13 protein-coding genes and 2 pseudogenes are annotated in these 18,553 nt (G+C 67.5%); 9 read left to right on the top strand and 6 right to left on the bottom strand.

All coding sequences use genetic code 11. From position 1 onward, the window contains the following. Positions 1 to 4: 4 nt before the first annotated feature. Positions 5 to 1,195 carry an ABC transporter substrate-binding protein gene (locus ACE2AC_RS20315; protein WP_375689712.1) on the bottom strand — a complete coding sequence of 397 codons (1,191 nt, stop codon included), beginning with the start codon at positions 1,193 to 1,195 and terminating at the stop codon, positions 5 to 7. A gap of 127 nt (positions 1,196 to 1,322) precedes the next feature. Next, a complete protein-coding gene (locus ACE2AC_RS20310; RefSeq protein ID WP_375689710.1) occupies positions 1,323 to 2,153 on the bottom strand; it encodes an alpha/beta hydrolase in 831 nt (276 codons plus the stop codon). A 222-nt stretch (positions 2,154 to 2,375) separates the two neighbouring features. Here ACE2AC_RS20310 and ACE2AC_RS20305 point away from each other — a divergent pair, with 222 nt between their 5' ends. The 6 genes and pseudogenes from ACE2AC_RS20305 (at position 2,376) to ACE2AC_RS20280 (ending at position 10,735) form a co-directional block, all read left to right on the top strand. Further along, entirely contained in the window at positions 2,376 to 2,825 is a 450-nt protein-coding gene (locus tag ACE2AC_RS20305) for a MarR family winged helix-turn-helix transcriptional regulator (protein WP_375692147.1), read from the top strand. Further along, a pseudogene (locus ACE2AC_RS20300) lies at positions 2,822 to 3,623 on the top strand (enoyl-CoA hydratase family protein). Before ACE2AC_RS20305 ends, ACE2AC_RS20300 begins: the two are co-directional and overlap by 4 nt. Then, entirely contained in the window at positions 3,623 to 4,780 is a 1,158-nt protein-coding gene (locus ACE2AC_RS20295; RefSeq protein WP_375689708.1) for an acyl-CoA dehydrogenase family protein, read from the top strand. Before ACE2AC_RS20300 ends, ACE2AC_RS20295 begins: the two are co-directional and overlap by 1 nt. Positions 4,781 to 4,883: 103 nt before the next feature. Then, positions 4,884 to 6,499: pseudogene (locus ACE2AC_RS20290) on the top strand (AMP-binding protein). A gap of 345 nt (positions 6,500 to 6,844) precedes the next feature. Continuing rightward, positions 6,845 to 9,937: a valine--tRNA ligase gene (locus ACE2AC_RS20285; protein WP_375689706.1), complete on the top strand. Its 3,093-nt coding sequence runs from the start codon at positions 6,845 to 6,847 to the stop codon at positions 9,935 to 9,937. 132 nt (positions 9,938 to 10,069) lie between these two features. Further along, positions 10,070 to 10,735: a lysozyme inhibitor LprI family protein gene (locus tag ACE2AC_RS20280; protein ID WP_375689704.1), complete on the top strand. Its 666-nt coding sequence runs from the start codon at positions 10,070 to 10,072 to the stop codon at positions 10,733 to 10,735. Positions 10,736 to 10,739: 4 nt separating this feature from the next. Here the strand turns inward: ACE2AC_RS20280 and ACE2AC_RS20275 are convergent, their stop codons facing one another. The 3 genes from ACE2AC_RS20275 to ACE2AC_RS20265 form a co-directional block, all read right to left on the bottom strand. After that, positions 10,740 to 11,975, bottom strand: coding sequence for a multidrug effflux MFS transporter (locus ACE2AC_RS20275; protein ID WP_375689702.1), 1,236 nt, complete (start codon positions 11,973 to 11,975; stop codon positions 10,740 to 10,742). A 145-nt stretch (positions 11,976 to 12,120) separates the two neighbouring features. Further along, a complete protein-coding gene (locus ACE2AC_RS20270) occupies positions 12,121 to 12,348 on the bottom strand; it encodes a DUF2842 domain-containing protein (RefSeq protein ID WP_375689700.1) in 228 nt (75 codons plus the stop codon). Positions 12,349 to 12,352: 4 nt separating this feature from the next. Then, positions 12,353 to 13,645, bottom strand: a complete 1,293-nt coding sequence (locus ACE2AC_RS20265; RefSeq protein ID WP_375689698.1) for an adenylosuccinate synthase — start codon at positions 13,643 to 13,645, stop codon at positions 12,353 to 12,355. Between the two features lie 275 nt (positions 13,646 to 13,920). Here ACE2AC_RS20265 and ACE2AC_RS20260 point away from each other — a divergent pair, with 275 nt between their 5' ends. From ACE2AC_RS20260 to ACE2AC_RS20250, 3 genes are all read left to right on the top strand, one after another. Then, on the top strand, positions 13,921 to 14,427 hold the full coding sequence (locus ACE2AC_RS20260) for a hypothetical protein (protein WP_375689696.1): 507 nt from the start codon (positions 13,921 to 13,923) through the stop codon (positions 14,425 to 14,427). A 193-nt stretch (positions 14,428 to 14,620) separates the two neighbouring features. Continuing rightward, positions 14,621 to 14,983 carry a preprotein translocase subunit SecG gene (gene secG, locus ACE2AC_RS20255; protein WP_375689694.1) on the top strand — a complete coding sequence of 121 codons (363 nt, stop codon included), beginning with the start codon at positions 14,621 to 14,623 and terminating at the stop codon, positions 14,981 to 14,983. Positions 14,984 to 15,153: 170 nt separating this feature from the next. Then, the gene (locus tag ACE2AC_RS20250; RefSeq protein ID WP_375689692.1) at positions 15,154 to 16,797 is read left to right on the top strand and encodes a CTP synthase; all 1,644 of its coding nucleotides are present in this window, start codon (positions 15,154 to 15,156) and stop codon (positions 16,795 to 16,797) included. A 332-nt stretch (positions 16,798 to 17,129) separates the two neighbouring features. Here the strand turns inward: ACE2AC_RS20250 and ACE2AC_RS20245 are convergent, their stop codons facing one another. Further along, positions 17,130 to 18,431, bottom strand: coding sequence for an MFS transporter (locus ACE2AC_RS20245; protein WP_375689690.1), 1,302 nt, complete (start codon positions 18,429 to 18,431; stop codon positions 17,130 to 17,132). Positions 18,432 to 18,553: the final 122 nt, after the last annotated feature.

Here is an 18,553-nt window from a genome sequence, read left to right as displayed (position 1 = left end):
TTGATCACTGCATCGCGCACTGGTCGGCGTAGTTGTCGACGTAGTCGTCAAAGATCTTCTCCTTGACCGAGGTGCCGTACATGCCGTCGTCCCGTTTCACCGCCTCGACCAGGTAGAAGTCCTGGACCGGGTAGTTGTTCTTCCCGAACGAGAAATCGCCGCGCGGGCTGGCAAAGTCGGCTTCCTTGATCGCGGCGCGCAGGGCGTCGCGGTCGGTCAGGTCGCCGCCGACCTTCTTGACGGCGCTGTCGATCAGCTGGGCCGCGTCGAACGCCTGCATGGCGTAGGTGCCCGGCACCGCCTCGTACTTGGCGATGTAGTCGGCGACGAAGGCCTTGTTGGCCTCGTTGTCCATGTCGGGCGCCCAGTTCGCGCCGCCCAGCATGCCGACGGCGGCGTCCTGCGTGGCGGGCAGCGTGGTCTCGTCCACGGTGAAGGCCGACAGGAACGGGATCGAGGTCAGACCGGCCTGCGCATACTGCTTGACCAGGTTCACGCCCATGCCGCCCGGCATGAAGGTGAAGACCGCGTCAGGCTGGAACGCCGCGATCTGCGCCAGTTCCGCGCTGAAGTCGAGCTGCCCGAGTTCGGTATAGACCTCGCCCGCGACGCCGCCGGTGTAGGAGTTCTTGAACCCCGCGACCGAATCCTTGCCCGCCTGGTAGTTCGGCACCATCAGGAAGACGTTCTTGTAGCCCTGGCTCTCGGCATAGGCGCCCATGACCTCGTGGTTCTGGTCGTTCTGGTACGAGGTGGTGAAGAAGTTCGGGTTGCACTCGGCGCCGGCAAAGTTCGACGTGCCCGCGTTGGTCGAGATCAGGATGTTGCCCGAGCTGGTGACCGGTTGCTGGATCGCCATCAGGATGTTCGAGAAGATCGGGCCGACGACGAAATCGACGTTGTCACGCTCGACCAGCTCGCGCGCCTTGTCGGCGGCGAGGTCCGGGCGGCCTTCGTCGTCGACGACGATGATCTCGGTCTTCATGCCGCCGATGTCGCCCATGGCTTCGGCCGCCAGCATGAAGCCGTTCTTGGCCTGGACGCCCAGGGCCGCCGGCGGGCCGGAGAGGGTGTAGACGAGGCCGATCTTCAGCACGTCGTCATTGGCAGAGGCGGGCACGTCCTGTGCGAAAGCCGGCGCCGCGAGGCCCATGGCCAGCACGGTCGACGCGAGCAGTTTGGTCTTGTGGGTCATTGTTAACTCCCTGGTTGGTGTCTTCGCGGCTTTGCCGTCTTTTTGGGCTCTTGGCCTGTTCGGTCATCCGCTTCGTGCCCGCATTGAGCGGCGCAACGCGTTGCGGATGCAAGTAAATTCCCCCGGATCACGCCTCCTCGAACGGCGCCAGCGCGCAGCGCACGAGGGGCGACTGCGGATCGGCAAGGCCGTCGATGACGTTGAAATGATGCCGGTCGGGCTCCACCACCTCGGCGGTCGTGGCGCCCAGCCCGTGCCAGATGTTCGGCAAGAGCGCGTTCTGGCGCAGGAACTCCTGCCGCTCGCCGCCACCGACCCAGGCGGTCAGCCGCACGCCCTCCAGCGGGCGCTTCAGCGCCGGGCTCCCCGCCTCGGCGCTTTCCATGTCGAGCTTCAGCATTTCGTTCCGCGCCGTCTTCATCATCGGCCGCAGGTCATGCAGGCCCGAGATCGAGACGACATGCTTCAGCCGCGCGCGCACGTCCTCGGGCAGCGGGCTGTCGTGGCACATCATCGACGCCACAAGATGCCCGCCCGCCGAATGGCCCGAAATCACGATCGGTCCCGCGACCTCGCCCGCCATGTGGGCGATCGAGGCACCCACCTCTTCGGTGATCGTCGCGATACTCACCTCCGGGCAGAGGTCGTAGGACGGCATCGCCACCGCCCAGCCCCGCGCCACCGGTCCGGCGGCCAGGTGCGACCAGTAGGATTTGTCGAGCGCGACCCAGTAGCCGCCATGCACGAACACGAACAATCCGCGCGGCGTGCCTTCGGGCAGGAAGAGGTCATAGACCTGCCGTTCTCCGGCCCCGTAAGAGATGTCGAGCCGGGCGTGCGCAGCGGCGCGAAACGCGGCAGAAGGCTCCACCCAGGCGGCCGGATAGTTGGTCCCGCCGGGGATGTTGCGCCCGTTTTCATAGGCGTCGTCCCAGTCCTTCACATCGAAGACGATCACGACAAACTCCCTGTTTTATTGGGCGTGGCGCCTCGAAACCCGGTCCGAAGCACCCGCCTTTCATCACATCGTTACGCGGCCCCGAATATATTTCAAGCTCAAACCTTTTTTGCTTGAAATATTTTTGGGCGCTGCCTAGCCTTCGATCAGTTCCCGTTGAAACCACCGCAGGAGAGTAGCGTGGCGCTGAACGGCCCCGATGCCAATACCTCAGAGAACGTGATGACCGACGCCTCCTCCAAGGCGCGTCTCAGGATGTGGCTGCGGATGCTGAAAAGCACCCGCCGGGTCGAGTCGGCCCTGCGCGAACGGCTGCGCAAGGAATTCGATTCCACCCTGCCCCGCTTCGACGTGATGGCGGCGCTCGCGCGCTACGACGAGGGCCTGAAGATGAGCGCGCTGTCCGGCGTGCTGCGGGTGTCGAACGGGAACGTCACCGGCATCGTGGACCGCCTGGCCGAGGAGGGGCTGGTCGTCCGCGTGCAGGTCCCCGGCGACCGCCGCGCCTCTCTCGTGCGGCTGACCCGCAAGGGACAGGAGGTCTTTGCCCAGCAGGCCGCAGCGCACGAGGCCTGGATCGACGAATTGCTCGAGGACTTCACGCCCGAGGAGGCGCGCATGTTCTCGGACCGCTTCGACGCGGTCACCCACAAGGACGAGGAGGAATCATGAGGTCCGACACGAAACATTTCCGCTGCCAGATCGACGACGGGATCGCCACGATCCGCCTCGACCGGCCGGACCGCAAGAACCCGCTGACCTTCGACAGCTATGCCGAGCTGCGCGACTGGTTCCGCGACCTGCATTACGATGACGAGGTGAAGGCCGTGGTCTTTGCGTCGAACGGCGGCAACTTCTCCTCCGGCGGAGACGTGCACGACATCATCGGCCCGCTGACCCGGATGTCGATGAAGGAACTTCTCGCCTTCACCCGGATGACCGGCGACCTCGTGAAATCGATGATCAACTGTGGCAAGCCGATCATCACCGCCGCCGACGGCGTCTGCGTCGGCGCGGGTGCGATCATCGCCATGGCCTCCGACCTGCGGCTGGCCTCTCCGGTTGCGAAATGCGCCTTCCTCTTCACCCGCGTCGGGCTGGCGGGCTGCGACATGGGCGCCTGCGCCATGCTGCCCCGCATCATCGGCCAGGGTCGCGCGGCCGACCTGCTCTACACTGGCCGCGCCATGTCGGCGGCCGAGGGCGAGGCCTGGGGCTTCTGGAACCGCGTCGTTCCGGCAGAGGAGCTTGAGGCCGAGGCGGTCAAGCTCGCCAAACGCATCGCGGCGGGTCCGAACTTCGGTCACATGATGACCAAGACCATGCTGAACCAGGAATGGTCGATGTCGCTCGAACAGGCGATCGAGGCCGAGGCGCAGGCCCAGGCGATCTGCATGCAGACCGCCGATTTCACCCGCGCCTACGAGGCCTTCGTGGCCAAGCAGAACTCCGGTGTTCGAGGGCGACTGATGGCGGATCAGAGCTACCTCGACTGGCCCTTCCTCGACGCGCCGCACAAGGCGCATGCCCAGGCGCTCGATGCCTGGGCCGCGGACCTCGGGCCCATCGACCACCACGACACCGACAACGCCTGCCGCGCGCTGGTGGCCAGGCTCGGCGCCGACGGCTGGCTGAAGCCAACCGCCGTGGACCCCGCCGATCCGAAACCGCTCGACGTGCGCACCCTGTGCCTGTCGCGCGAAACGCTGGCACGGCACGACGGGCTGGCGGATTTCGCCTTTGCCATGCAGGGCCTCGGCACCGGGGCGCTGTCGCTCTTCGGCTCCGACGCGCAGCGCGGCGAATGGCTCCCCCTCACCCGCACGGGTAAGGCGATTTCGGCCTTCGCGCTCACCGAACCGCAATCCGGCTCGGACGTGGCGAACTCGACCATGACCGCGCGCGATGATGGCGACGCCTGGGTGCTCGACGGTGAAAAGACGTGGATCTCCAACGGCGGCATCGCCGATGTCTACACGCTCTTCGCCCGCAGCGAGGACACCCCCGGCGCCAAGGGCCTCTCGGCCTTCGTCGTCCCCGCCGACACGCCCGGTTTCGAGATCGCCGAACGGCTCGACACGATCGCACCGCACCCGCTGGCGACCCTGCGTTTCACCGGCGCACGGCTGCCGAAATCGGCGCTGATCGGTGAACGCGGCCAGGGCTTCAAGATCGCCATGTCGGTGCTCGACGTCTTCCGCACCACCGTGGCCGCCGCCGGCCTCGGCTTCGCCCGCCGCGCGCTGGACGAGGCGGTCGCCCGCGTCACCGCCCGCAAGGTGCAGGGTAAGCCGCTCTCAGACCTGCAGATGGTGCAGGCCCATATCGCCGAGATGGCGCTACGCGTCGATGCCTCGGCCCTTCTTGTCTACCGCGCTGCCTGGGCCAAGGACGCGGGCGCGCCGCGCGTCAGCCGCGAGGCGGCGATGGCCAAGCTCTTTGCCACCGACGAGGCGCAAAAGGTCATCGATGCGGCGGTCCAGCTGCACGGCGGCGACGGGGTCCGGGCGGGCGAGACGGTCGAACGGCTCTACCGCGAAATCCGGGCGCTGCGGATCTACGAAGGCGCCTCCGATGTCCAGAAGGTCATCATCGCACGGCAAACACTCGACGCGGCCCGCGCATGATTGCGCGGGCTTGATTTTTTCGCGGCACGGACCCGACAACAAGATCCGGCGCGCGGCTCACAGGGAGATCGAAACCATGATGGCAACCGCTGTTCAGCCCGACATCCTCGGCCCCTCGGCCCATGTCGACACCTTCACCCGGGACAACCTGCCGCCGCGCGACCAGTGGCCCGACCTGATCCTTGACCGGTTCCAATACCCCGAGCGGCTGAACGTCGGCGTGGAACTTACCGATGCCATGGTCGCGCGCGGCTTCGGCGATCACACCGCGCTGATCGGCAACGGGCGGCGGCGCACCTACAAGGAACTCGCCGACTGGACCAACCGCCTTGCTCACGCGATGGTTGAGGACCTGGGCGTAAAGCCCGGGAACCGTGTGCTGATCCGGTCCGCGAACAACCCCGCGATGGTGGCCGTCTGGCTGGCCGCGACCAAGGCGGGGGCGGTGGTCGTGAACTCCATGCCGCTGCTGCGCGCCGGTGAGCTGGGCCAGATCGTCGACAAGGCCGAGATCGCATTTGCCTTCTGCGACACCCGCCTGATGGACGAGATGGCGGCCTGCGCCAAGACCAGCAAGTACCTCAAGAAGGTCGTGGGCTTCGACGGCACCTCGAACCACGACGCGGAACTCGACCGCCTGGCCCTCGAAAAGCCGGTGACATTCACCGCCGTCGACACCGGGCGGGACGACGTCGCGCTTCTCGGCTTCACCTCGGGCACCACCGGCTCGCCCAAGGCCACGATGCATTTCCATCGCGACATACTGATCATCGCCGACGGCTACGCCCGCGAAGTGCTGGGCGTCACGCCCGAGGATGTGTTCGTCGGCTCCCCGCCGCTGGCCTTCACTTTCGGACTGGGCGGCCTCGCGGTCTTCCCGCTCCGCTTCGGCGCGGCGGCGACGCTGCTGGAAAACGCCTCTCCGCCCAACATGATCGAGATCATCCAGAAGTATAAGGCGACGGTTTCCTTCACCGCGCCAACCGCCTACCGGGTGATGCTCAAGGCAATGGACGAAGGCGCCGACCTGTCGTCGCTGCGCGCGGCGGTGTCCGCGGGCGAAACCCTGCCCGCCCCGGTCTACGAGGAATGGATCCAGAAAACCGGCAAGCCGATGCTCGACGGCATCGGCTCGACCGAGATGCTGCACATCTTCATCTCGAACCGCTTCGACGATCACCGCCCCGCCTGCACCGGCAAGCCGGTCACCGGCTACGAGGCCAAGGTGATCGACGACGCCGGCAACGAGGTGCCGCGCGGCACCGTCGGGCGCCTGGCCGTGCGCGGGCCGACCGGATGCCGCTACCTGGCCGACGACCGGCAGGGCAAGTACGCGCTGAACGGCTGGAACGTGACCGGCGACGCCTTCATGATGGACAAGGACGGCTACCTGCATTTCGCCGCCCGCAACGACGACATGATCATCTCGTCCGGCTACAACATCGCCGGTCCCGAGGTCGAGGCGGCCCTGCTGTCGCACCCGGCGGTCGCCGAGTGCGCGGTGATCGGCAAGCCCGACGAGGAACGCGGCTCGATCGTCGAGGCCCATGTCGTCGTCGCCCCGGGCCACGAGGCCGGCCCCGAACTGACCAAGGCGCTGCAGGATCACGTGAAGGCGACCATCGCGCCCTTCAAGTACCCCGCTCGATCAAGTTCATCGCGGCCCTGCCCAAGACCGAATCCGGCAAGATCCAGCGCTTCCGCCTCAAGGACGCCTGAGCCGCACCGGGGTGAAACGGAAATTTCGGCCGCGCCGCCTGGGGGAATCGGACGGCGCGGCCTCCGTACCGCCGTTCGGGAGCCTGGACGGCGGGCACGAGGGATGCGGCAGCAGCACGGCCTCGGGGGCATGATCGAGCACGGGGATGGCCGCCGCATGCCCCAACTCTACCCACAGTTGTTTTCCGGAGTCACGCCTCAATTTAACCTAGCGTCAGTCCTCGGCGCTTTTTCGTGCGCCCGGCGGCCGCGTGATGCGTTTGCAGGCAGGGACTTCCCGCCTCGTCCCCCTTCCCCTCGGTCCCTCCATTCGTTATCTGGGCGCGGACCAAAGGAGTGACGTGCATGGCGATGGAAAAAACCTTCGACGCCGCCGAGGCAGAAGACCGGATCTACCGCGCCTGGGACGCGACCGGGGCCTTTGCAGCGGGGGCCAACGCGAAGCCGGGCAAGCCCGCCTTCTCGATCATGATCCCGCCGCCGAACGTGACAGGCTCGCTCCACATGGGCCACGCCTTCAACAACACGCTGCAGGACATCCTGGTGCGCTGGAAGCGGATGCAGGGGTTCGACACGCTCTGGCAGCCCGGCACCGACCACGCGGGCATCGCCACCCAGATGGTCACCGAACGCGAGATGGCCGCCAACCAGGAACCGTCGCGGGCCGAGATGGGGCGCGCCGCCTTCCTCGACCGGGTCTGGCAGCAAAAGGTGAAATCCCGCGGCACCATCATCGGCCAGCTCAAGCGCCTCGGCGCCTCGGCCGACTGGTCGCGCGAGGCCTTCACCATGGGCGGCGCCCCGGGCGATCCCGAGCCCTCGCAGCAGAATTTCCACGACGCCGTCATCAAGGTCTTCGTCGACATGTACGACAAGGGCCTGATCTACCGCGGCAAGCGGCTGGTGAACTGGGACCCGCACTTCGAGACTGCGATTTCCGACCTCGAGGTCGAGAACATCGAGGTCGCGGGCCACATGTGGCACTTCAAGTACCCGCTCGCCGGCGGCGCGACCTACACCTATGTCGAGAAGGACGCCGACGGAAACGTCCTCTTCACCGAGGAACGCGACTACATCTCGATCGCCACCACCCGGCCCGAAACGATGCTGGGCGACGGCGCGGTCGCGGTTCACCCGTCTGACGAGCGCTACGCGCCCATCGTGGGCCAGCTCTGCGAGATCCCGGTGGGGCCGAAGGAACACCGCCGCCTGATCCCGATCATCACCGACGAATACCCCGATCCGACCTTCGGCTCGGGCGCGGTGAAGATCACCGGCGCGCATGATTTCAACGACTACCAGGTGGCCAGCCGCAACGGCATCCCGATGTACCGGCTGATGGACACCACCGCCACCATGCGCGACGACGGTGCGCCCTATGCCGAGGCCGCCGAGATCGCTCTGGCCGTCGCGCGCGGCGAACGGACGCTGACCGAGGCCGAGGCGGACGCCGTCAACCTTGTTCCCGACGATCTGCGCGGGCTGGACCGGTTCGAGGCGCGCAAGCGGGTGGTCGACCAGATCACCTACGAGGGCCTCGCCGTGATGACCGAAGAGACCGATCCCCGGCTCGGCAAGGCGGCGGTCAAGTCCCCGGTCGAGCCCGAGGAAGGCGGCGATCCGCGTGACGAGGCGCAAAACCTCGTGCCCCTCGTCGAGGCCAAGCCGATCATGCAGCCCTTCGGTGACCGGTCGAAAGTGGTCATCGAGCCGATGCTGACCGACCAGTGGTTCGTCGATGCCGCCAAGATCGTCGGCCCCGCGCTGGACGCGGTGCGCAACGGCGACGTGCGGATCATGCCGGAAAGCGGTGAGCGGACCTATTACCACTGGCTCGAGAACATCGAGCCGTGGTGCATCTCGCGCCAGCTCTGGTGGGGGCACCAGGTCCCGGTCTGGTACGCGCCCGATCCGGGCGGCGACGACTGGATGACCGTCTGCGCCGCGTCCGAGGCCGAGGCACTGGACACCCTGCGCCTGCACCACGGGGACGAGGCCGATTTCCGCGTCGTCGAGACCGAGCAGGAGGCCGTCGCGATCCTCGCCGAAGACCTCAATTCGCACAACACCACGACCGAGGGCGCGATCCGTCAGGCCCAGGCGCCCTACTCCGTCCCGGTCTGGCGCGACCCCGACGTGCTCGACACCTGGTTCTCCTCCGGCCTCTGGCCGATCGGGACGCTCGGCTGGCCGGAAAAGACGCCGGAGCTGGCGAAATACTTCCCGACCTCGGTCCTCGTCACCGGGCAGGACATCCTCTTCTTCTGGGTCGCCCGGATGATGATGATGCAACTTGCCGTGGTGGACGAGGTGCCGTTCCACGACGTCTACCTGCATGGCCTCGTCCGCGACGCCAAGGGCAAGAAGATGTCGAAGTCGCTTGGCAACGTGGTCGACCCGCTCGAGATCATCGACGAATACGGTGCCGACGCGCTGCGCTTTACCAACGCTGCGATGGCCTCGCTCGGCGGGGTGCTGAAGCTCGACATGCAGCGCATCGCGGGCTACCGGAACTTCGGCACCAAGCTCTGGAACGCCACCCGCTTTGCCGAGATGAACGGCGTCTACGAGGGCGGCGCGCCCGCCGAGGCGCTGCCGCAGGCCAGCGCCACCGTGAACCGCTGGATCATCGGTGAAACCGCCCGCGTCCGCGAAGAGGTCGACGCCGCGCTGACCGCCTACCGCTTCGACGATGCGGCGGCGGCGCTCTACCGCTTTGTCTGGAACAAGGTCTGCGACTGGTACGTCGAATTCGCCAAGCCCCTGCTGCAGGACGACGCGCCCGAGCGCGACGAGACCCGCGCGGTCATGGGCTGGGTCATCGACCAGTGCCTCATCCTGCTGCACCCGATCATGCCCTTCATCACAGAAGAGCTCTGGCAGACCACCGGCACGCGGTCAGAGATGCTGATCCACGCCGACTGGCCCGAATATGCGGCCGCCGACCTGGCCGACGCAGCGGCAGATGCCGAGATGACCTGGGTGATCGCCCTGATCGAGGACATCCGCTCGGCCCGCGCGCAGGTGCACGTGCCGGCCGGCCTGCAGCTGCCGCTGGTCACCACCGGCCTGTCCGACACCGCCCGCGCGGCCTGGGACCGGAACGAGACGCTGATCAAGCGCCTCGCCCGGATCGACAGCCTGACCGAGGTGGCCGATTTCCCCAAGGGCTGCATCACCGTGCCGTCCGAGGGCGCGACCTTCGGCATCCCGCTCGAGGGCGTGATCGACGTGGCCGAGGAACAGGCCCGGCTCGAAAAGACGCTGCAGAAGCTCGGGAAGGAAATCGGCGGGCTCGAGGGCCGGCTGAAGAACCCCAAGTTCGTCGAAAGCGCCCCCGAGGACGTGGTCGAGGAGGCCAAGGGCAACCTTGCCGCCCGCCAGGACGAGGCCGCCCAGATCGAGGCCGCGCTGAAACGGCTGGCCGAGCTGGCGTAAGCGGGACGGGCGGTGCGGTGGCCGGGATGACCTCAGCCACCCGCCGCCCGGGCCGACACGCGTTCGCCTTTACCTCCCCTCCCACCCTGCTACGCTCCGGGCATTGATCCCATCCATTGCCCGAGCCTCCAGATGCGCGCCCTGCTCCTCTTCCCGCTGCTTGCCACGCCCGCCCTTGCACAGGGCCCGAGCTTCAACTGCACCCGCGCCACGACCCCGTCCGAAAAGGCGATCTGCGCCAGCCCCGAGCTCTCCCAGCTCGATCGCCAGCTCGCCGCCGCCTATGCCGATGCCCTGATCGCGGGCCGCGAGGACCAGCGCGCGCTCCAGCGGGCGTGGTTGGCCGGGCGGGATGCCTGCCAGGCCGATCCCGCCTGCCTCGCCCGGGAAATGCACGACCGGATCGGCGCGCTCGCCTCTCCCGCCCCCGCACAGGACCGGCCTGCCCTGACCGGCGCCTACTGCCCGGACGAGGCCACCGGCTTCGGTTTCACTGACAAGGGCGATCATGCGGTCATCGGCTTCGGCCAGTTCTTCGCCAACGGCCACGCCTGCGGCGGCATGGGCCTTGTCGCCACCCGCGAGGGGCAGGACTACGTCGTGCGCGAAGGCGCCTGCACCATCACCGTGTCGCCGGGCGCCACCGGCTTCCACGTCGCCACGCCCACGCCCGGCGACTGCCAGCCGCTCTACTGCGGCGCGCGCGGGATGCTGACGGAATTCGACGTGCCCTACGCCAGCCGCTCTCCCAGGGTGAGCGACCCGGAACACTGGTCGTGGTTCGAAGACGGGTGCTAGGCGCTCACTCGGCCGCCTGAGCGGCCATCGCCGCCTCGGCCGCCATCTGCGCCTCTTTCAGGTTGATGTGCCGGACGTAGAGCGCCGCCGCCAGCCCCAGCACGCTCGCCGCCACCATCAGCGCGGGCACCAGCCAGAGGCCGTTGGCCTCGGTCACCAGCATGCCCGTCAGCGTCGTCGTCACCGCCCCCATCCCCACGATCAGCGCCGAGGAGAGGCCCGAGGCGCTGCCCGCCAGGTGCGGTCGCACCGACACCGCGCCCGCCGTCGCGTTCGGCGAGGTCAGGCCGTTGCCGATCCCCGACATCACCATCGCGCCGAAGAACACCGGCTCGCTCACGTAGCCGGCCCAGAGCAGCAGCCCCCCCGCCATCAGCCCCAGCGTGGCGACCAGGCGCCCCGCGATCATCATCGTCGTGAGTTCCGCCCGCCGCGACAGCCGGGACGAGATCGACGCCCCGATCATGAACCCCAGCGTGATCGAGCCCATCCACATCCCCAGCTCCGCCGTGCCCATGCCAAAGGCCGAGGGCGCCACCAGCGGAGCGGCGGTGACGAAGACGTGAAAGGTCGACACCGACAGCGCCACGCAAAAGGCATAGCCCCAGAACCGCCGCGAACCGACCAGCGCGGGATACTCCCGGAACTGCGCGCCGAAGCTCGACGATCGGTTGTGATGCGTCTCGCCCGCGTCCACCCAGCACAGCACGAACAGGATCCCGCCAGCCAGCGCGTAGACGAAAAAGTTCGCCCGCCAGCCAAAGACGGCGTCGAGGAAGCCGCCGATCATCGGCCCCATCATCGGTGCCACCGCCATCAGGGTCGAGATCAGCGCCAGCTTCGACGCGCTCTCGCGCTCGTCGTACTGGTCGCGGATCGCCGCCCGGCTCAGCGCCATCCCGGTGGCCGAGGCGCTCTGCATCATGCGCCCCACCAGGAACCAGTGGTAGTCGGTCGTCAGCGCGCAGATCAGCGAGGCGACAAAGAAGATGGCCATGCCGACCAGCACCACCGGCCGCCGGCCGTAGCGGTCCGAGATCGGGCCGATGATGATCTGCACCACTGCCGAGATCGCCAGGTAGCCGCCGATCGCCAGGCTCATCATGCCGTAGTCCACGCCGAAATCCTCGGCCATGTGGGCCAGCGACGGCAGGAACATGTTCAGCGTCAGGACCGAGGTCCCGGTCAGCAGGACCAGCGTCGAAAGGTGCGGCGGTGTCTTGGCGGCGGCGAAGGCCATGGATGGGGACCGGATCGAAAACGTGTGAATTACATGCTTTCTACGCGGATCGGTCGGGGGTTGTAAGCCCTTACCGGTCGGTCAGCCGGTCAATTTCACGGATGGCAAGAGGCGGGGAATGCCCCGCCCCGGACGTGCCGCGTGCCTACTCGGCCTCGTCTTCCTCGGGGTCGGGCTTGCCCACCCCCTTGAACACCGCCTTGAACGGCAGCGCCCAGAGCAGCCCCAGCCCGACATAGATCAGCAGCTCGACCAGGATGTTGGGCCGGTCGAGCATGGCAACCAGGCTGATCGCGGCGACGATGTAGATCGGCAGGCCGATCAGCAGGATCACCAGCGACCAGCGCTTGCGGGACTTGTAGGACATCGACATGGGCTCAGTCCGCGAAGGGATCGGTGACGAGGATGGTATCCTCCCGCTCCGGGCTGGTCGAGAGCAGCGCGACCGGGCATTCGATCAGCTCCTCGACCCGGCGGACGTACTTGATCGCGTTCGCCGGCAGCTCGGCCCAGCTGCGCGCGCCCTCGGTCGATTCCGACCAGCCGGGCATCTCCTCGTAGATCGGCGTGCAGCGCGCCTGCTGGTCGGCCGCCGTCGGCAGGTAGTCGAGCCGCGTGCCGTCGAGGTCGTAGCCCACGCAGATCTTCAGCGTCTCGAACCCGTCCAGCACGTCGAGCTTGGTCAGCGCGATGCCGTTCACGCCTGAGGTGGCGCAGGTCTGGCGCAGCAGCGCCGCGTCGAACCAGCCGCAGCGGCGCTTGCGCCCCGTCACGGTGCCGAACTCGCGGCCCCGCTCGCCCAGGCGCTGGCCGTCGGCGTCATGCAGCTCGGACGGGAACGGGCCCTCGCCCACGCGGGTGGTGTAGGCCTTGACGATGCCCAGTACGAAATCGACCGATCCGGGGCCGATGCCCACGCCGGTCGCCGCCTGCCCGGCGATCACGTTGGAAGAGGTGACATAGGGATAGGTGCCGAAATCGATGTCCAGCAGCGCGCCTTGCGCCCCTTCGAAGAGGATGCGCTTGCCGGCCTTGCGATGCTCGTTCAGCACCTTCCAGACCGGGGCGGCATAGGGCAGGATCTTGGGCGCGATGGCCCGCAGCTCGGCGATCAGCGCGTCGCGGTCGACCTCGGGCAGGCCCAGGCCGTTGCGCAGCGCGTTGTGGTGCACCAGCGCGCGGTCGACGCGGGTCTCCAGCGTGGCATCGTCGGCCAGGTCGGCGACGCGGACGGACCGGCGGCCCACCTTGTCCTCGTAGGCCGGGCCGATGCCGCGGCCGGTGGTGCCGATGCGGGCGACGTTGTTGGCGCTTTCACGGGCGCGGTCCAGCTCGCCGTGGATCGGCAGGATCAGCGGCGTGTTCTCGGCGATCATCAGCGTCTCGGGCGTGATCTCGACGCCCTGCGTCGTGATCGCGTCGATTTCCTTGACCAGGTGCCAGGGGTCCAGCACCACGCCGTTGCCGATGACCGACAGCTTGCCGCCGCGCACCACGCCCGAGGGCAGCGCGTTCAGCTTGTAGACCTCGCCGTCGATGACCAGCGTATGGCCGGCGTTGTGACCGCCCTGGAACCGGCAGATGATGTCCGCCCGCTCACTCAGCCAGTCCACGATCTTGCCCTTGCCTTCATCGCCCCACTGGGCGCCGACGACGACTACGTTGGCCATGCTCTCAATCCTCTCGGAGAAAACCCGCGCCCTCCTTATAGAAGCTCCCTGCCGGGCGAAACCGGATTCTCGCGCCGCGATGCACGACGGCATGAACCCCGCCTTAACCCGACGCGCGTAGGACCGCCCGCGGGTAGACAAGGGAAAGGGCACCCCATGCAGATATCGGGCACACATTCGGGCGGCGGGCACAACGGGCAGGTTCCGCGCCATGACCATCACGCCTTCGGCGGGGAGAGGCGCGGCAGGCCGACCGTCCCCGGCGCGGCGACGTCGTGCAGCGGCGCGACGACACGCAGCGCGTCGACGGCCACCGCGGCTGGCGCCACCGCGGCCACAGCGCCGACTGGCACGGCCGCGCGACAGGCCGCCAGGCACAGGACCTCGTGACGCAGGCGCAGGCCGCCGGCATCGCGATCACGGCCTTCGCGCTCGGCTATGCCGCGGCACGGCTGGCGCAGGGCGCCGATCCGGCCGACCTGTTCCCCTCGGCACCCGCCACACCCGGCGGCGGCGGAGAGGTCGTGCCGACCGAACCCGATGTCGTGACGGACACCGCGACCGGGGCGACCGACGCGGACACGGGACCCGAGGTCGCCACCGCGGATGAGGGCGACGAAGGCGATGGCGCATCCACCTCGGTCACGGTCTCGGCCTATACGGGGTCGGTCTTCTACGCGCAGTTCGGCCTTTCGTCCGGACAGGCCGCGTTGACCCTGCTGTCCTACAACGTCGCGGGCTATGCCTACTCGGCCGGCACCACGCTCGACCTGACGGCCTGACCATCCGCCCCTTCGTGATCGGGCGTGGCCCGGTCACGCCGCTGCGAATTGACCCTGCGACGCGGCCGACTCCGGGGTTGCAGCGCAGGCAGGTCTGCCATAGATAGCGCCGATACCTTGGCGGCGGGCACGTCGGTGGAAATACCGACGTGATACCGACGTAATACCGACGCAGAACCGACAGGCCGAAATCATGGAAAACGTCGTCCTCATCGTCCACCTGATCCTCGCGCTGTCGCTGATCGGCGTGGTGCTGCTCCAGCGTTCCGAAGGGGGCGGTCTGGGCATGGGCGGCGCAGGCGCGGCCGCGGGCCGTCCGCCGGTCACGGCGCTGGCCAAGGTGACCTGGGTCCTGGCCGCGGGCTTCATCTGCACCTCGATCGCCCTGACGATCATCGCAGCCGAGAAAAGCGCGGGCAGCTCGATCCTCGACCGGCTGACGCCGACGACGCAGGCCCCTGTCGATGACAGCGCGCCGACCCTGCCGGGCGGCGAAGGCAGCCTTGTGCCGCCGCCGTCGGGCACGGACGGGGCGCTGACCCCCTCCGCCGACTGACCCACCAAGACTTGAGGGCGGCATCGCCGCCCCAACATCATCTAGAGGTCTTGTTGCCAAGGCCCGGCGAATCTGTTAGCTGTTAAATCCCGTGATATGCGGCTTTTCGGGCCGCATTTCGGCTTGGGTTTTGCACGCAGGCCGCCAGAATACACGGGAGCTCCGAGCAGATGGCCAGATTCATTTTCATCACCGGCGGTGTGGTATCCTCGCTTGGCAAGGGGCTCGCCTCGGCCGCGCTTGGCTCGCTCCTGCAGGCCCGCGGCTTCACCGTCCGCCTGCGCAAGCTCGACCCCTACCTGAACGTCGACCCGGGCACGATGAGCCCCTTTGAACATGGCGAGGTCTTCGTCACGGACGACGGCGCGGAAACCGACCTCGACCTCGGCCACTACGAACGCTTCACCGGCGTCGCCGCCCGCAAGACCGACAGCGTCTCTTCCGGCCGCATCTATCAGAACGTGCTCGATAAAGAGCGCCGCGGCGACTACCTCGGCAAGACGATCCAGGTGATTCCGCACGTCACGAACGAGATCAAGGACTTCATCTCGATCGGCGAGGACGAGGTCGATTTCATGCTGTGCGAGATCGGCGGCACCGTCGGCGACATCGAGGGCCTGCCGTTCTTCGAGGCGATTCGCCAGTTCGCCCAGGACAAGCCGCGCGGCCAGTGCATCTTCATGCACCTGACGCTCCTGCCCTACCTCGCGGCGAGCGGCGAGCTGAAGACCAAGCCGACCCAGCACTCGGTGAAGGAACTTCGCTCGATCGGCCTGCAGCCGGACATCCTGGTCTGCCGGTCCGAGCATCCGATCCCCGAGAAGGAGCGCGAGAAGATCGCCCTCTTCTGCAACGTCCGCCCCGAGGCGGTGATCCCCGCCTACGATCTGAGATCCATCTACGAGGCGCCGCTGGCCTACCACGAACAAGGCCTCGACCAGGCGGTGCTGGACGCCTTCCAGATCTCCCCCGCCCCGCGCCCCGACCTCAGCCGCTGGCAGGACGTCTACGACCGCATCCACAACACCGACGGCGAGGTGAACGTCGCCATCGTCGGCAAGTACACGCAGCTCGAAGACGCCTACAAGTCAATCAAGGAGGCGCTGACCCACGGCGGCATGGCGAACCGGATCAAGGTGAACGTCGAGTGGGTCGATGCCGAGGTCTTCGACCACGAGGACGCGGCGCCCCACCTCGAAGGCTTCCATGCGATCCTTGTCCCCGGCGGCTTTGGCGAGCGCGGCACCGAGGGCAAGATCAAGGCGGCGCAATACGCGCGCGAGCACAAGATCCCCTACCTCGGCATCTGCCTCGGCATGCAGATGGCGGTGATCGAGGCGGCGCGGAACCTGGCCGGCGTCGACAAGGCCGGGTCGGAGGAGTTCGACCACGAGGCCGGCAAGAAGCGGTTCGAGCCGGTGGTCTACCACCTCAAGGAATGGGTGCAGGGCAACCACGCGGTGCAGCGCAAGGTCGACGACGACAAGGGCGGCACCATGCGCCTCGGCGCCTACACCGCCGTTCTGGCCGAGGGCTCCAAGGTGGCGAACGTCTACCATGCGACCAGCATCGAGGAACGTCACCGCCACCGCTACGAGGTGGACATCAAGTACCGGAAGAAACTGGAAGACTGCGGCGTGAGCTTCTCGGGCATGTCGCCCGATGGCCGCCTGCCCGAGATCGTCGAGATCAAGGATCACCCGTGGTTCATCGGCGTCCAGTTCCACCCCGAGCTGAAATCGAAGCCCTTCGATCCGCACCCGCTGTTCCGCGACTTCGTGCGCGCGGCCAAGGACGTCTCGAGGCTGGTCTGACCCTGCCGACCCTGCCCGCCTAGAGGGCGAACAGGGCCAGCAAGATAACCAGGGACACACCCGCACCGATGATGATCAGGCCGGCCCCCAGGGGCCGGTCTTTCTGCATCGGCGGCCGCCCGAGATGCGCGATCGGTCGCGGATCGTCGGAGCGGAGCCGCGGACGGCGGGGCGTGTTGAACTCGTGAACTGACATGGCGGGGATGTGGGGGATTCGCACCACCTCAGCGAGGGGGCCTCACCCGAACGTGCACCCGCGTCATCGGCGGTTACGGACACGAAAACACCGCCGCGCGGGGGCGCGGCGGTGCGGGTCGGCCGGGACCGACAGCTCAGACCTTGGTCTTGCCCGAGGCGAGGATGCAGACCAGCGTGATCGCGGCCGCGATCAGCATGTAGTAGCCCACGTATTCCATCCCGTGGTTCGCCTGCAGCCAGGTCGCGATGTAGGGCGCGAGCGAGGCGCCAAAGATGCCGGCGAAGTTGAAGGCCAGCGACGATCCGGTATAGCGCACTTCGGTCGGGAACGGGGCGGCCAGCGCCACGCCGATGATGCCGTAGGTGATCCCCATCAGCGCCATCCCGATGGTGGTGAAGACGAACACCCCGGTCAGCGAGCCCGACAGCAGCGGCGCCACCGTGAACGAGAAGAGCCCGATCAGCACCGTCACGGTGATCAGCAGGCTGCGCCGGTTCCAGAGGTCACCGACCTTGCCCGCGATCGGGATGAAGAGGCCGAAGACCACCGCGCCCCAGAGCTGCACCTCGAGCGCCTCGACCAGGGTCAGGTTCAGGACCTTGGTGTTGTAGGACAGCAGGTAGGCCGAGCAGATGTAGAACAGCACGAAGGTCGCCAGCGCCACGAAGGTGCCAAGGAAGAGCGCCATCTTGTGCGTGCGGAAGATCTCGACAAACGGCACCGCGACCCGTTCCTGCCGGTCGATCGCCTTCTGGAAATCCGGCGTCTCGGTCAGCGACAGCCGCACCCAGAGGCCGATGGCGATCAGCAGCAACGAGGCGATGAAGGGGATGCGCCAACCCCAGGCCAGCAGGTCCTCGCGGCTCATGAAGTTCAGCAGCACCAGGAAGAGGCCCGAGGACAGGAACAGGCCCACCGGCGCACCGAGTTGCGGGAACATGCCGTACCAGGTCTTTTTTCCCGGAGGCGCGTTTTCCGTCGCGATCAGCACTGCGCCACCCCATTCGCCGCCCAGGCCGAACCCCTGCCCGAAGCGGCAGAGCGCCAGCAGCAGCGGGGCCCAGACTCCGATGGCGGCATAGGTCGGCAGGAAGCCGATGATGACGGTCGAGACCCCCATCGTCAGCAGCGCCGCGACCAGCGTTGTCTTGCGGCCGATCCGGTCGCCGAAGTGGCCAAAGACGACGGCCCCCAGCGGGCGGGCGAAGAAGGCGATCGAGAAGGTGGCGAAGGAGGCCAGCAGCGCGGTGGTCGGATCCTCGCCCGGAAAGAACAGGGCGGGAAACACCAGCACGGCGGCGGTGGCATAGACGTAGAAATCGAAGAACTCGATGGTGGTGCCGACGAGGCTGGCCAGCAGAACGCGGCTCGGCTTGTTCACCGGGCGATAGTCGGCAGCACTGGAGGGCGCCTCCGTCAAGGATGCGTCAGACATTGGGGTATTCCGTTGTACGTGATCGGCGCTGCGGAGGGCCTGCGCCTGGGACCCGGGGCAGGTAACGCAACAAAACTGCGCCCGAAACCCATGTATGCGAAATATTCGGAAATTCATGGCGG

Origin of the sequence: Pseudooceanicola sp. LIPI14-2-Ac024, assembly GCF_042188925.1 — a bacterium.
Classification (GTDB): Bacteria; Pseudomonadota; Alphaproteobacteria; order Rhodobacterales; family Rhodobacteraceae; genus Pseudooceanicola.
The sequence above is the reverse complement of the archived record's forward strand: the minus strand, read 5'-3'. Positions and strand labels throughout refer to the sequence as shown.

Coding starts and splice junctions, on each gene's coding strand:
- ACE2AC_RS20315 (WP_375689712.1), bottom strand. CDS start 1,195: ATGACCCACAAGACCAAACTGCTCGCGTCGACCGTGCTGGCCATGGGC.
- ACE2AC_RS20305 (WP_375692147.1), top strand. CDS start 2,376: ATGACCGACGCCTCCTCCAAGGCGCGTCTCAGGATGTGGCTGCGGATG.
- ACE2AC_RS20295 (WP_375689708.1), top strand. CDS start 3,623: ATGGCGGATCAGAGCTACCTCGACTGGCCCTTCCTCGACGCGCCGCAC.
- ACE2AC_RS20285 (WP_375689706.1), top strand. CDS start 6,845: ATGGCGATGGAAAAAACCTTCGACGCCGCCGAGGCAGAAGACCGGATC.
- ACE2AC_RS20280 (WP_375689704.1), top strand. CDS start 10,070: ATGCGCGCCCTGCTCCTCTTCCCGCTGCTTGCCACGCCCGCCCTTGCA.
- ACE2AC_RS20275 (WP_375689702.1), bottom strand. CDS start 11,975: ATGGCCTTCGCCGCCGCCAAGACACCGCCGCACCTTTCGACGCTGGTC.
- ACE2AC_RS20270 (WP_375689700.1), bottom strand. CDS start 12,348: ATGTCGATGTCCTACAAGTCCCGCAAGCGCTGGTCGCTGGTGATCCTG.
- ACE2AC_RS20265 (WP_375689698.1), bottom strand. CDS start 13,645: ATGGCCAACGTAGTCGTCGTCGGCGCCCAGTGGGGCGATGAAGGCAAG.
- secG (WP_375689694.1), top strand. CDS start 14,621: ATGGAAAACGTCGTCCTCATCGTCCACCTGATCCTCGCGCTGTCGCTG.
- ACE2AC_RS20250 (WP_375689692.1), top strand. CDS start 15,154: ATGGCCAGATTCATTTTCATCACCGGCGGTGTGGTATCCTCGCTTGGC.
- ACE2AC_RS20245 (WP_375689690.1), bottom strand. CDS start 18,431: ATGTCTGACGCATCCTTGACGGAGGCGCCCTCCAGTGCTGCCGACTAT.